Origin of the sequence: Sphingomonas aerolata (assembly GCF_003046295.1) — a bacterium.
GTDB lineage: Bacteria > Pseudomonadota > Alphaproteobacteria > Sphingomonadales > Sphingomonadaceae > Sphingomonas > Sphingomonas aerolata.
The window spans coordinates 754,632-767,733 of sequence record NZ_PZZN01000001.1; the positions used below are offsets into that span (position 1 = coordinate 754,632).

Annotated in this window: 15 protein-coding genes and 1 tRNA gene; 9 read left to right on the forward strand and 7 right to left on the reverse strand. The window is 66.6% G+C overall.

The annotated features are described in order from the left end of the window. The first annotated feature begins 38 nt into the window (after positions 1-38). From C8J24_RS03470 to C8J24_RS03490, 5 genes are read left to right on the forward strand one after another with little or no spacing between them, the layout of a single operon-like run. Positions 39-485, forward strand: coding sequence for a Csu type fimbrial protein (locus C8J24_RS03470; protein WP_051916248.1), 447 nt, complete (start codon positions 39-41; stop codon positions 483-485). Positions 486-502: 17 nt separating this feature from the next. Continuing rightward, complete coding sequence (locus tag C8J24_RS03475; RefSeq protein ID WP_208620904.1) at positions 503-1,225, forward strand: fimbrial biogenesis chaperone; 723 nt, start codon at positions 503-505, stop codon at positions 1,223-1,225. Positions 1,226-1,243: 18 nt separating this feature from the next. After that, a complete protein-coding gene (locus C8J24_RS03480) occupies positions 1,244-3,205 on the forward strand; it encodes a fimbria/pilus outer membrane usher protein (RefSeq protein ID WP_107930331.1) in 1,962 nt (653 codons plus the stop codon). Beyond that, positions 3,206-3,586, forward strand: a complete 381-nt coding sequence (locus tag C8J24_RS03485; protein ID WP_107930333.1) for a FimD/PapC C-terminal domain-containing protein — start codon at positions 3,206-3,208, stop codon at positions 3,584-3,586. It begins immediately after the preceding gene. Beyond that, positions 3,583-4,038, forward strand: coding sequence for a Csu type fimbrial protein (locus C8J24_RS03490; RefSeq protein ID WP_107930334.1), 456 nt, complete (start codon positions 3,583-3,585; stop codon positions 4,036-4,038). The genes C8J24_RS03485 and C8J24_RS03490 overlap by 4 nt, the downstream gene beginning before the upstream one ends. Before the next feature lie 330 nt (positions 4,039-4,368). On the opposite strand, the gene C8J24_RS03495 is transcribed toward C8J24_RS03490, so the two are convergent. After that, positions 4,369-4,459, reverse strand: a tRNA-Ser gene (locus C8J24_RS03495). Positions 4,460-4,547: 88 nt separating this feature from the next. Between C8J24_RS03495 and C8J24_RS18015 the strand changes: the two genes are divergently transcribed. Both C8J24_RS18015 and C8J24_RS18020 read left to right on the forward strand, forming a co-directional pair. Continuing rightward, complete coding sequence (locus tag C8J24_RS18015; RefSeq protein ID WP_338110775.1) at positions 4,548-4,964, forward strand: peptidylprolyl isomerase; 417 nt, start codon at positions 4,548-4,550, stop codon at positions 4,962-4,964. Between the two features lie 48 nt (positions 4,965-5,012). After that, on the forward strand, positions 5,013-5,408 hold the full coding sequence (locus C8J24_RS18020; RefSeq protein ID WP_338110776.1) for a hypothetical protein: 396 nt from the start codon (positions 5,013-5,015) through the stop codon (positions 5,406-5,408). Here the strand turns inward: C8J24_RS18020 and mmsB are convergent. From mmsB to C8J24_RS03520, 4 genes are all read right to left on the reverse strand, one after another. Continuing rightward, positions 5,405-6,286 carry a 3-hydroxyisobutyrate dehydrogenase gene (mmsB, locus tag C8J24_RS03505; protein ID WP_107930336.1) on the reverse strand — a complete coding sequence of 294 codons (882 nt, stop codon included), beginning with the start codon at positions 6,284-6,286 and terminating at the stop codon, positions 5,405-5,407. The two genes, C8J24_RS18020 and mmsB, sit on opposite strands and share 4 nt — an antisense overlap. 207 nt (positions 6,287-6,493) lie before the next feature. After that, positions 6,494-7,270 carry an enoyl-CoA hydratase gene (locus C8J24_RS03510; protein ID WP_037529758.1) on the reverse strand — a complete coding sequence of 259 codons (777 nt, stop codon included), beginning with the start codon at positions 7,268-7,270 and terminating at the stop codon, positions 6,494-6,496. A 56-nt stretch (positions 7,271-7,326) separates the two neighbouring features. Next, the gene (locus C8J24_RS03515) at positions 7,327-8,367 is read right to left on the reverse strand and encodes an enoyl-CoA hydratase/isomerase family protein (protein ID WP_107930338.1); all 1,041 of its coding nucleotides are present in this window, start codon (positions 8,365-8,367) and stop codon (positions 7,327-7,329) included. A gap of 139 nt (positions 8,368-8,506) precedes the next feature. After that, positions 8,507-9,652, reverse strand: a complete 1,146-nt coding sequence (locus C8J24_RS03520) for an acyl-CoA dehydrogenase family protein (protein WP_031394233.1) — start codon at positions 9,650-9,652, stop codon at positions 8,507-8,509. Positions 9,653-9,765: 113 nt separating this feature from the next. Here C8J24_RS03520 and C8J24_RS03525 point away from each other — a divergent pair, with 113 nt between their 5' ends. Beyond that, on the forward strand, positions 9,766-10,083 hold the full coding sequence (locus C8J24_RS03525) for a GIY-YIG nuclease family protein (protein WP_031439858.1): 318 nt from the start codon (positions 9,766-9,768) through the stop codon (positions 10,081-10,083). Positions 10,084-10,177: 94 nt separating this feature from the next. Here C8J24_RS03525 and C8J24_RS03530 read toward each other — a convergent pair whose 3' ends face one another. Further along, the gene (locus C8J24_RS03530; protein WP_107930340.1) at positions 10,178-11,725 is read right to left on the reverse strand and encodes a CoA-acylating methylmalonate-semialdehyde dehydrogenase; all 1,548 of its coding nucleotides are present in this window, start codon (positions 11,723-11,725) and stop codon (positions 10,178-10,180) included. A 94-nt stretch (positions 11,726-11,819) separates the two neighbouring features. Here C8J24_RS03530 and C8J24_RS03535 point away from each other — a divergent pair, with 94 nt between their 5' ends. After that, positions 11,820-12,704 carry a LysR family transcriptional regulator gene (locus C8J24_RS03535; protein WP_107930342.1) on the forward strand — a complete coding sequence of 295 codons (885 nt, stop codon included), beginning with the start codon at positions 11,820-11,822 and terminating at the stop codon, positions 12,702-12,704. On the opposite strand, the gene C8J24_RS03540 is transcribed toward C8J24_RS03535, so the two are convergent. Next, the gene (locus tag C8J24_RS03540; protein ID WP_107930345.1) at positions 12,701-13,087 is read right to left on the reverse strand and encodes a potassium channel family protein; all 387 of its coding nucleotides are present in this window, start codon (positions 13,085-13,087) and stop codon (positions 12,701-12,703) included. The genes C8J24_RS03535 and C8J24_RS03540 overlap by 4 nt on opposite strands. Between the last annotated feature and the right edge of the window lie 15 nt (positions 13,088-13,102).

Sequence of the window (13,102 nt, forward strand, 5' to 3'; positions counted from 1 at the left end):
TCAGAACGCAGGCTCGCGTTCTGAGCATTCCCCTATGCATGGTTGTGGCGAATGGCTCGGCAAGCGCATCGACGGCGAACACGACGTTCAATGTGACGGCCAACGTCGTGTCGAGTTGCCAGATTTCGGCGACCGCACTGACGTTCGGAACCTATACCGGGGCCCAAACCGACGCGACTTCGACGATCACCGCGACCTGCACGGATACCACCGCCTACACCATCGGCGTCAGCGCAGGCTTGGGCACGGGGGCGACCGTAACGAACCGGTACATGAACGGCCCCAGCGTCGATGTGCTCGCCTATGCCGTCTATCGCGACAGTGCGCGTACCAATAGCTGGGGCACGACGATCGGTACGGACACGGTCTCGGGCACCGGCAACGGGGGCGCTCAGGCCATTACCGTTTATGGGCGCCTTGCAGCGGGTCAATTGCCCGTTCCCGGAGCCTATTCGGATACTCTGACCGCAACGATCACCTACTGATGGCCCGGGGAAGTTTTTTGCGCTTCGACAGGCTTCGTCGCTGGTCGATGGCGGGCGGATACGGGATCGTCCTGGCAACGTGCGTCGCCCCGCTTCAGGCACAATCCCTGTCGGTGAGCCCGGTCACGTTCAATCTTGCCGCCTCGCAACAGGCGACGAGCCTGACGGTTCGCAACGATGGCGCTGAGGAAACGGTGGTCCAGATCCGGCCCTTCGCCTGGACGCAACAGCCCGACGATGTCCTCACACCGGCCGACGATGTGGTCGTCAGTCCCCGCATCGTGACGATCCCACCCCGTTCGAACCAGGTCTTCCGTGTCCTCGTGCGGCATAAGGCGACGTCCAAGGAACTGACGTACCGATTGATCCTCGATCAGATCCCGCGCGCGTCCGAACCCGGTGCCGTGCGCATGGTCCTGCGCATTTCCATGCCGATCTTCGTCGAGCCCGTCGCTCCGGCGAACCCCGGCGTTCGATTTCGGCTGGCGCGCCGGGACGGTGACACGGTGCTCGTGCTCGAAAATCCGGGAGCGCGCCATGAGACGCTGCGCAACGTTATGCTGCGCGACACGAAAGGCGCGCCGATCGTCATCAAGAACGGTGGGTCACCCTATCTGCTGGCTGGCGCGACGCGGGAACTTCCGGTCCAGGACATGCCCATCCAAGCCGCCGCGGATGGCCGCTATCGGCTGACGATGGACGGCGGAAAGGGCCCCATCACCGTTGCCCTCGCGCGGTAGCGGGGACGGGACCGTGCGATGCGCGCCAAAGCCCTCCGATCGACCTGTCGATTTCTCCTGATGATCTGCCTCGCTGACCATGCCGGGGCCGCTCCCGCACCCACGCTGCTGGAGGTCTGGATCAATGGGCGCCCGACCGGGAAAATCGGCGAGTTTGTTCTGCGCGGCGACGGACTGGCGGCAACCCCCAAGGAGCTCGGCGAACTCGGCCTTGCCCCGCGCACCACGCCCGGCGATGAACTTGCGGACATCGTCGCCGACCGTGATTTTCGCTGGCACGTCGACCAGGCTACCGGCCGACTCTACGTGACCGCCTCCGAGGGGCGTTTGGTGAGAACGACGATCTCGGCCGCTGCCGATCCTGCCATGGCCGGAGCGGTGGAGAGCGGGACCGGTTCCACGCTGAACTACGATACGACAGCGACCGGCGATGCTCGTCGCCAGGCCTTTTCCGCGTACCTCGATGCACGCGTCTTTTCAGGCCATGGGGTTGCGGCTGGTCAGGCCTTGATGACCGCATTCCGTTCGGGGACGACGACGACCTATCGCGCGACCAGGCTCGATTTCAACTACACCGTTTCGCTGCCCGACCGCCTGCTGCGGCTCAGGTTGGGCGACTTCATAACGTCGGGCGCGGACTCGCAACGGGCGATCCGGCTCGGCGGCATCCAGTTCGGTTCGGACTTCGCGCTGCGCCCCGACCTGATCACGATGCCGCTGCCCGATTTTCGTGGAAACGCGGTCGTTCCCACCATCGCCGACATCCTTGTGAACGACACATCCGCGATATCCCTGCCTATCGGCGCTGGTCCCTTCGAGATCCGCAACGTGCCGGTGCAGACGGGCAGCGGCAAAGTCTCGCTGAACCTCCAGAATTCCCTGGGACAATCCGTCAGGACGACGGTGGCCTATTATGCGAGCAATGCTCTGCTGGCACCCGGGTTGCACACGTTCGCTGTCCAGGCTGGCGTTATCCGGCATCAATTCGGGAGCCAGAGCAACGCCTACGGACAGTTCGCGGCGAGCGGCAGTTACCGCTGGGGCGTATCGCCACGGCTGACGGCGGCGTTCTATGCCGAAGCAACCCGCAGCGCGGCGCTCGTCGGGTCGGGCGTGTCGGTAAACCTGGCCAATTTGGCAATCGCCACGGGTGACTGTGCGGCCAGCAGCGGGCGGGACGGGAACGGTGTGCGCTGCGTCGCGCAAATCGAACACCGCGACTCACTGGTGTCGCTCCGGCTGTCCCACGGATTTGCAACGAAGGACTTTCGCGACATCGCGGCAAGCGATGGCTATCCTGCCATTCGCCAGCAGACCGACGCCAGCATTGCGCTTGCAATGGGTCCGGCCGGTACGATGTCCCTCGGCTATACCGCCCTCGATCAGGCAGGCGACGTCGCCTGGGAAAGGCTGAAGGGCGCGCCGGCGATGTTTGGCCGCGGTTCCGCGGTCCGTCTGGCGTCCGTCACCTACAGCGTGCAGCGGGGACCGGTATCGATCTACGCGAACGGCTCGCACGACACCACCGCACGCGGCGGCCGCAGCATCATGTTCGGCGTGTCGCTTCCCTTCGGACGCCGCAGTCAGGCGAGTGTTGATCGGCAGATGCAAGGCGGCCGCTGGCAAAGCCAGCTGCAGGCGGCGCGCGGCACGAGCGAGGCCGATCCATGGGGCTATCAGGCGGCGATCGGGCGCGGCGCGATCGACAGCCAGTTTGTCGAAGTCCAACATCGGTCCCGCATCGGATGGTTGGCCGCCGGGATCGATCGGGCCAACGGTGCAACGACGATCCGTGCCCAGGCGCGCGGGTCCGTGTCCGCAATCGATGGCTCGGTATTCCTGTCGAATACGATCAACGACAGTTTCGCGATTGTCGACACGCAGGGTTTGGCAGGTGTTCGGGTGCTGCACGAAAACAGGGTCGCCGGCCGAACCGGCCGGTCGGGCAAGCTGATGGTGACCGACCTGCGGGCGTTCTAGGTGAATCACCTCGCCATCGAGCCGACCGATCTGCCGCCCGATGCCGTGATCGCAACCGGGGAACGCGATGTCCGGCCACAGGATCGGGCAGGCGTCGTCCTCAGGTTTCCGATCAAGCGACCAAATGGCGCAGTGCTGGTCCTGGTCGACGCAAGCGGTAGACCACTTCCACCGGGAAGCACCGTCACGCTGGAAGCGTCCGGGGCGACGTTTCCCCTGGGCTTTGACGGGGAGACCTTCGTCGAGGGGCTCGACCAGCACACCGTCCTGAACGTCGCGCGCCCCGACGGCACGCGCTGCCGTGTCGGACTGTCCGTCGCTGCGCGGGACCGGGGTCTCGCGCGGCTTGGCCCGTTTTCCTGTGTCGAGACGGCCCCGTGATCGCCCGCGTGCTGTTCGCGATCTTCTGCCTCGCGATACCGGCGGTCGCGGATGCGGGATGCTCGGTATCGGCAAGCGGGGTCGCGTTCGGGAACTACGACGGGTCCGCCACGTCGGCGGACGACGCGACGGGCACGATCACGATCAACTGCTTCATACTCTCCGGTCTCGGCGGGTACACGATCGCGCTCAGCCCGGGACGAGATGGCAGCTATACGGCGCGACGCATGATCTCTGGAACGGCGACCTTGCCCTATCAGCTTTATGCGGATCCGGCGCGAACGCAGATCTGGGGCGACGGGTCGGGCGGGAGCTCCACCGTGCGGTCCTTCGATATCATCCCGTTGCTTGGCGGGAGCTCGACCTACCAAATTTACGGAAGGATCCCCGCCAATCTCTCGCCCCGCCCCGGAGCCTATAATGATACGATTGTAATTACGGTAAGCTATTGATCTATCACATATTTACGACTTTTGAACAGACGTCCGATCTCGGGAAGGGTCAGGCGACTAAACCCGCAGCCCATCGTCTGAACGAACGGCAGTTCACGGCAATCGCCGCCCGAAAGCGGACGGGCGGATTTTCACCGCTTTTACCGTTCAGCTCTGAGCATAGGCCGTACGCAATACAGGGGCGCGGCCTAACGCGACATAAACCACGGCCCGCGATATCCGCGGAAATCGTGCGGTGACGTTCGGCTTCAAGCACGCGCGCTTTCAGGAAACGGTTATAGGAACCCGACGACTTGATCGCAACTTTGGGTTTAGATCCAAAAGGTGGGGTGGCGGAGCGGGAGGGATTCGAACCCTCGATACGCTTTTGACGTATACTCACTTTCCAGGCGAGCGCCTTCGACCACTCGGCCACCGCTCCGCATTGCTCTGGAACGCGCCTGCTAGAGCGGGTTTGGCTGCGGTGCAAGCGATTGCGTGCGCGGCGGCACTCGGGCAGTCTCACAGCGATGATCACCACCCTGCTCGCCGCCGCCCTCGCCCAAGCCACGCCGGTGCCGGCGCCGCTGCCGTCCGATCCGGTCGCGGCGGACTGGGTCGCGGTCCCCGATGACGAAATCCTCGTCTTCACGCTGGCGAACGGACACGGCTTCACGCTCCGACTCGCATCTGCCTATGCCCCCGCGCATGTCGCCAATATCCGCGCGCTCGCCCGCGCACGCTGGTGGGACACTGCGACGAGCGTGTACCGCGTGCAGGACAATTATGTCGCGCAATGGGGCGATGCGACCGAGAAGAAGCCGCTCGTCCCCGGCGTCGCGGACGGGATCGCCGCCGAATATGATATGGCCGGGCCGACCGCGGTCGCGCGGCTGGCCAAGCGCGATCCCTATGCCGAATGGGCGGGCTACAGCGCGGATGGCTGACCGCTCGCTGGGTCGGGCGCGCGGCAATGGCTGCCGCATTGCTACGGCATGGTCGGCGTCGCGCGCGATCTGGCGCCGAGCGTCGGCAGCGGCGCCGAGCTCTACACCGTCATCGGCCATGCGCCGCGCGCGCTCGACCGCAACATCGCGGTCGTCGGGCGGGTGGTCGACGGGATCGAGTGGCTGTCGTCGCTGCCGCGCGGAACGGGCGAGCTCGGCTTCTACGCCAAGCCTGCGGAGCGCAGCCCGATCGTCTCGGCGCGGCTGGCGAGCGACCTTGCCGCCGCCACCCGCCCGCACTTCCAGTACCGCGCGACGGCGAACCCGCGCTTCACCGCCTGGATCGCGGGGCGCGAGAACCGGACGCCGCCGTTCTTCACGGTGCCGGCGGGCGGTGCGGACATCTGCAACGCGCTCCCGCCGGTCCGCCGCACGCCGGGCTAGGCGTTGCCCTGCAACGTGCGGATGATCGCGGAGAAGTCGAGTCCGCCCTGCCCGGCCTCGGCGAACGCCTCGTAGCGCTCGGCGGCCTTCGCCCCCATCGGCGTGTCGGCGCCGACATCCTGCGCCGCCGCCATCGCGAGCCTCAAGTCCTTGAGCATCAAGGCAGCGGCGAACCCGCCCTGATAGTCATGGTCGGCGGGGGTGTCGGGGCCGATCCCCGGCAGCGGCGCATAGCTCGTCATCGACCAGCTCTGCCCCGACGAGACGCTGGCGATATCGTAAAAGGCCTGTGCGTCGAGCCCGAGCTTGTCCGCGAGCACGAACGCCTCGCAGGTCGCGATCATCGTCGCGCCGAGGATCATGTTGTTGCAGATCTTCGCCGCCTGCCCCGCGCCGTTCGCGCCGGCATGGATCACCGCCTTGCCCATCGCCGCAAGGATCGGCTCGGCGCGCTCGAACGCCGCCGCCGAACCGCCGACCATGAAGGTGAGCGTGCCCGCATTGGCAGCACCAATCCCGCCGGAGACGGGCGCGTCGACCGCCGCGAGCCCCTTGGCCTGCGCGGCGTCGGCGACCTGCTTCGCGGTCGCGACGTCGATCGTCGAACAGTCGATCAGGATCGCGGTCGGGCCCGCGACGCCGAACAGCGCGTCATACACCTCGGCGACGTGCTTGCCCGCGGGCAGCATCGTCACGATCGCCTCCGCCCCGTCGGCGGCCTCGGCGGCGGAGTCGACGGGGAGGCAGCCCGCCGCCTTTGCCTTGGCGAGCGCGTCGGCGTTCAGGTCGAACGCGTGGACGTCATGGCCGTTCTTCGCGAGGTTCGCGGCCATCCCGCCGCCCATGTTGCCGAGCCCGATGAATCCGATGCGTGCCATGTACTCTCTCCTAAATCTGCCGCGGCGACTGTGCCGCTCGCGCACCAACCCCGCCATCTGCGGCTACGTCCTGCCCCCCAAACTCCGTCATCCTGACGAAAGTCAGGATCCAGAGCCAAGACCGACACCGCCCGTAACCCTGGATCCTGACTTTCGTCAGGATGACGGGCAGCGACGATTGCGGGCGGGCGGGCAGCGACGCGCCTGCTACTTCCCCGTCCAGGTCCCCGCACGCTTCTCGACGAAGGCGGCCATGCCTTCGCTCTGGTCCGCGGTGCCGAACAGGCCGTGGAACAGCCGCCGCTCGAACTGGACGCCGTGCGACAGGCTCGTCTCGAACGCCGCGTTGACCATCTCCTTGTTCGCCAGCACCGCCAGCGGCGCCATCGCGGCGATCGTCGCGGCGGTCTTCACCGCCTCCTCGACCAGTTCGTCGGCAGGCACGATCCGCGACACCAGCCCGGCGCGCTCGGCCTCGACCGCATCCATCATCCGCCCGGTCAGCACCATCTCCATCGCCTTGGCCTTGCCGACCGCATGCGTGAGGCGCTGCGATCCGCCCATGCCGGGGGACACCGCGAGCTTGATCTCGGGCTGGCCGAACTTCGCAGTGTCGGCGGCGAGGATGAAGTCGCACATCATCGCGACCTCGCAGCCGCCGCCCAGCGCATAGCCCGCGACCGCGGCGATGATCGGCTTGCGCGTCCGCGTCACCTGCTCCCAGCCGGCGAAGAAGTTGCTCGCATACATGTCGGCAAAGCCCTGGCTCTGCATCTCCTTGATGTCCGCGCCCGCCGCGAACGCCTTGGCCGAACCGGTCAGCACCGCACAGCCCTGCGACGGATCCGCATCGAACGCGGCGAACGCGGCGATCAGGTCGGCGAGCACCTGCGAATTGAGCGCGTTGAGCGCCTGCGGCCGGTTGAGCGTGACGAGCGTGACGCCGCCGCGTTGCTCGACGAGGATCGTTTCGTAATCGGCCATGTCAGTCTCCAATAAGCATCGTCATCCTGAATCCCGACTTTCGTCAGGATGACGGATTAGCCCGGCGTCCACGCCTCGGCCTCGGGCAACGGCGCGAAGATCTGGTCGATCACGTGATCGCTCACCGCCTCGGGCGTCGCCGGATCCCAGCGCGGCGCATTGTCCTTGTCGACGATCACCGCGCGCACGCCCTCGATGAAATCGTGCCGCTGCACGACATGCGCGCCGACCGCATATTCCTGTTTCATCTCGTCTGCGAAACTCGCCATCGCCGCGCCTTCGTGAAGCAGCCGGAGCGACACCTTCATCGTCTGCGGCGACTTGGTCCTGAGCGTCGCGAGCGTCCTTGCCGCCCACTCCCCACCATCGGCGTCGAGCGCGGCATAGATTTCCTCGAGCACATTGGACGCGAACAGCCGGTCGATCTCGTCCCTGCGCGCGAGGATCTGCGCTTCGGGCGGCGCGATCGACAGCGCATCCAGCACGCCCGCGATATCTTGCGGCGTCGCCGCGATCCGCGCCTTGGCGGTGTCGAGCGCGTCGCCCGGCAGATAATGCGTCGCCAGCCCCAGCGCGACACACTCCGCGCCATCGAGCCGGTGCCCGGTCAGCGCGAGATACTGCCCGATCCGCCCGGGCAGCCGCGACAGATACCAGCCACCGCCGACATCGGGGAACAGCCCGATCCCGGTCTCGGGCATCGCGAACTTCGTGTTCTCGGTCGCCACCCGGTACGCGCACGGTAAAGCGAGCCCGACGCCGCCGCCCATCGTGATCCCGTCCATGAACGCGACGATCGGCTTGGCATAGACGAACAGCCGGTGGTTCATCCGATACTCGGCATGGAAGAACGCGCGCGCTTCGGCGCCGTCGCCGGCTCCCGACGCGGCGAGCATCCGGATATCGCCCCCGGCGCAGAACCCGCGCCCCTCGGCGTGATCCACCACGATCGCCTGAACCGACGCATCCCCGCGCCACGCCTCGAGCGCGTCCAGCACGCCTTCGCACATTGCAAGGTTCAGCGCGTGCAGCGCCTTGGGCCGGTTCAATCGAATCCGGCCGACAGGCCCTTCGACGGTCGTGATCAGGTCGTTCATATAATCTCCACCCCGGCGAAGGCCGGGGCCCAGTTGGAAAGGTCGATGTAACGACGGACGGCCCCTGGCCAATGCGCGTCCCCCACCTGGACCCCGGCCTTCGCCGGGGTGGTCGCTGTGTGAGGCCTCTTCCTACGAATCATTGCCGGGTCAGTTCGCGGCCGACGATCATGCGCATGACCTGGTTGGTACCCTCGAGGATCGAATGCACGCGCAGGTCGCGCCAGAAGCGTTCGATCGGGTAATCCTGCAGATACCCGTAGCCGCCATGCAACTGCAACGCGCGGTCGACCACCGACGAGCCGGTGTCGGTCGCCAGCCGCTTCGCCATCGCCGCGAACTTGGTCTTGTCGGGCGCGTTCGCCGTGACCTTGGCCGCCGCCATGTAGAGCAACGCGCGCGCCGCCTCGAGTTCGGTCGCCATGTCGGCCAGCATGAACTGCGTGTTCTGGAAGTCCGCGATCGGCTTGCCGAACTGCTTGCGGTCGCGCGTATAGGCGATCGCCTCGTCGAGACACCGCTGCGCGCCGCCGAGCGAGCAGGCACCGATATTGAGCCGCCCGCCGTCGAGCCCCATCATCGCGATCCGAAAGCCCTCGCCCTCGCCGCCGACCATGTTCGCGCCCGGCACGCGGACGCCGTCGAAGATCACCTGCCGCGTCGGCTGCGAATGCCAGCCAAGCTTCTTCTCGTTCGCGCCGAACGACACGCCGGGCATGTCCTTCTCGATCACCAGGCACGAAATGCCCTTGGGCCCCTCCTCACCGGTGCGGACCATGGTGACGTACACCTCGTTCTCGCCTGCGCCCGAGATGAACTGCTTCGATCCCGTCACGATCCAGTCGTCGCCGTCACGCACCGCGCGCGTCTTGAGCGCGGCGGCGTCGGAGCCCGAGCCCGGCTCGGTCAGGCAATAGCTCGCCAGCCGGTCCATCGTCACCAGATCGGGGAGATACTTGTCCTTCACCGCGGCCGAGCCGAACCGGTCGATCATCCACGCCGCCATGTTGTGGATGCTGATGAACGCGCTGGTCGAAGGACAACCGTACGACATCGCCTCCATGATCAACGCGGCTTCGAGACGCCCGAGCGCGATGCCGCCGCTCTCCTCGCTGACATAGATCGCCGCGAAACCGAGCTCGGCCGCCGCCTTGATCGTGTCACGCGGGAAGATGTGCTTCTCGTCCCACTCGGCCGCATGCGGCGTGATCCGGTCGGCGGTAAAGCGGCGCGCGAGCTCCTGGATCTCGCGCTGGTCGTCGGTGAGGTCGAACTGGTTGGTCATCGGGCTTTCCTGTGTCGTCATACTGGGCTTGACCCAGTATCCAGAGCGGCGAATGCTGGCGCCTGTGGCTCTGGATCCTGACTTTCGTCAGGATGACGGGGTGGGGGAAGGATATGGCTAGGCAACCCGCGGTCTATATCATGGCGAGCGGGCGCAACGGAACGCTCTACATCGGCGTCACGTCCGACCTGATGGCGCGGATCGTTCAGCACCGCGACGGCATGTTCGACGGGTTCTCAAAGCGATACGGCGTGAACCGGCTTGTCTGGTTTGCGATGGCAGACACGATGGACGCGGCGATCACGCGCGAGAAACAGCTCAAGGTCTGGAAACGGTCGTGGAAGACCACGCTGATCGAGACGGACAACCCGACCTGGCGCGATCTGGCCGAAGACTGGGGCTTCGACCCCCTCCCCACCCCGTCATCCTGACGAAAGTGAGGATCCAGAGCCACGGGCGTTGCGCTCGATGGCTCTGGATCCTGGATCAAGTCCAGGATGACGGGGAGGAAACGCCGCACCCCACTCACCCCATCGTCGGAATGACGAACGCGTCGTTGTTCCGCGCCGGACCGCCATCTTCCGCCATCGCTGGCAACGCGGAGCCATCGGGCCAGCGTTGCGTGATCGTCTTGACCTTGGTCCAGAACTTCACGCCCTCCATGCCGTGCTGGTTGGTGTCTCCGAACGCCGAACGCTTCCAGCCGCCGAACGTGTGATACGCCACCGGCACCGGGATCGGCACGTTGATCCCCACCATGCCGACATTCACCCGCGCCGCGAACTCGCGCGCGGCGTGGCCGTTGCGCGTGAAGATCGCGACGCCGTTGCCGTACTGATGCTCGCTCGGCAGGCGCACCGCCTCCTCGAAATCCTTGGCGCGGACGATCTGGAGGACCGGCCCGAAGATCTCCTCCTTGTACGCCGACATCTCCGTGGTGACGTGATCGAACAGCGACGGCCCGATGAAGAAGCCCTTCTCATGCCCCTGAAGCTCGAACCCGCGCCCGTCGACGACCAGCTCTGCGCCCTCGTCGACACCCGTCTGGATCCAGTTCTCGATCCGGCTGCGATGCGCCGCATTCACCACCGGGCCGTAATGCGCGTCATTGTCGGTCGAAACACCCACGCGCAGCGCGGCAATCGCCGGGATCAGCTTCTCGCGTAGCGCGATCGCGGTCTTCTCGCCGACCGGCACGACCACCGGCAACGCCATGCAGCGCTCGCCAGCGCTCCCGAACGCCGCACCCGACAGATCGGCGACGACCTGGTCGAGATCCGCGTCGGGCATGACGATGCCGTGGTTCTTCGCCCCGCCCATCGCCTGGACGCGCTTGCCCGCCTCGACGCCGCGGCGGTAGACGTAATGCGCGATGTCGGAAGACCCGACGAAGCTGACCGCCGAAATCGCCGGATGATCGAGGATCGCGTCGACCATCTCCTTGTCGCCGTGGACGACCTGGAAGATCCCCTCGGGCAGCCCCGCCTCGAGGAACAATTCGCCCAGCCGCACCGGCACCGACGGATCGCGCTCGGACGGCTTCAGGATGAACGCGTTGCCCGTCGCGATCGCGACCCCGCTCATCCACAGCGGAATCATCGCCGGGAAGTTGAACGGGGTGATGCCGGCGCCGATGCCGAGCGGCTGGCGCATCGAATAGACGTCGATCCCAGGCCCCGCGCCCTGCGTGTACTCGCCCTTGAGAATGTGCGGGATCCCGCAACAGAACTCGATCACCTCGAGCCCGCGCTGGATATCGCCCTTTGAATCCGCGATCACCTTACCGTGCTCGGACGACAACAGCCGCGCGAGCTCGTCCATGTTCGCTTCGACGAGCCGCTTGAACTCGAACATCACGCGCGCGCGGCGCTGCGGGTTGGTCGCTGCCCAGCCCGGCTGCGCCTTGTGCGCGGCAGCGACTGCCCGGTCGAGATCGGCCTGCGTGCCGAGCGTCACGCGCGCCTGGATTTCGCCGCTATTGGGATCGAACACGTCGCCGCTACGGCCGCCGCCGGAGGACGGTCCACCCGCAGTGCCGCCTGCGATCAGATGCTCGATGGTGCGAACGGTCATGGCGCCTCTCCTTGTTTTGCGGCCTCTACACCACCGCATCCCGCACGACACAAGCGATAGACTTGCAGGCGCTAGCTGCATATTTGCAGTCGGCATGGACTGGAGCGACCTTCCGATCTTCCTCGAAGTCGCTCGCGCGCAGCAGCTTGGGCGCGCCGCGGCGAGCCTCGGCGTCGATGCGACGACGGTCGGCCGCCGCCTCCGTCGGCTCGAGACCGCGGTCGGCCAGCGGCTGTTCGAACAAGGCCCGGATGGCCAGATCCTGACCAGCGCCGGCGAAGACCTGCTCGCGCGCGCGACCGCGATGGCGGCGATCGCGTCGGACATCCGCACCCCGCCCGCGGGCCGGACCGAGGTCGACGGCACGATCCGCGTCAGCGTCGCCGAAGGGTTCGGCACTTGGTTCGTCAGCCGACATCTCGGCACGCTCGCACAGGCGCATCCCAAACTCGCGGTCGATCTCGTCGCGACCAGCGGCTTCCTCAACCCGACCCGGCGCGAGACCGACGTCGCGGTCCTGCTCGCCCGCCCGCGCCGCGGTCCGCTGCGGACGCGCAAGCTCACCGACTATACGCTGCGGCTCTATGCGTCGGCGGAGCATCTCGCGGCGCACGGCCCGGTCCACGGCATCGCCGACCTGCGCGACCGGCGGATGATCGGCTATGTCCCCGACATCGTCTACGCGCCCGAGTTGCGCTATCTCGACGAGATCCCGGGCGTCCGCGACCCCGTGCTGCGCTCGTCGAGCATCAACGCGCAGGCGCACATGATCGCGTCGGGCGCGGGGATCGGCGTGCTCCCGTGCTTCATCGGCGAGGCCTATCCGGGGCTCGTCGCGATCCTCCCCGACATCCGCATCAGCCGCGCCTTCTGGCTGGTGACGCACCAGGACACCGGCCGCTTCGACGCGATCCGTGCCTTCACCGACTGGCTGGTGGCGCTGGTCGGGCGCGAACGCGCGGTGCTGGCCCCCGATTAATCCTGCCGCGGATGACGGGCGAGAATCGCCTCGATCCGCGCGAGCGCCAACTTGATCTCCTCCTGCTCGGCATGCGTGAAGGCGTCGCTGTCGACGATCATCTTGGCCGCCATCTTCGCGGTCAGCAGCGGCACGAGGAACAGCGGTACCGCATGCATCAGCGCGACCGCGACGATCTTGCCCCCCATCGTCACCGGAAACACGTCGCCATAGCCGATCGTCATCGCGGTCACGAACGACCACCAGATGCCGACATCGACCGGCTTGCCCTCGAACGTCGCAAACAGCACCGCGCAGATCAGGATGGTCGAGACATAGCCGACGATCAGGATCGGCAAGGCCTGGATGAACGGCCGCCACGATCCCTTTGCCCTGCGCGCCATGATACCCCCCGGTTG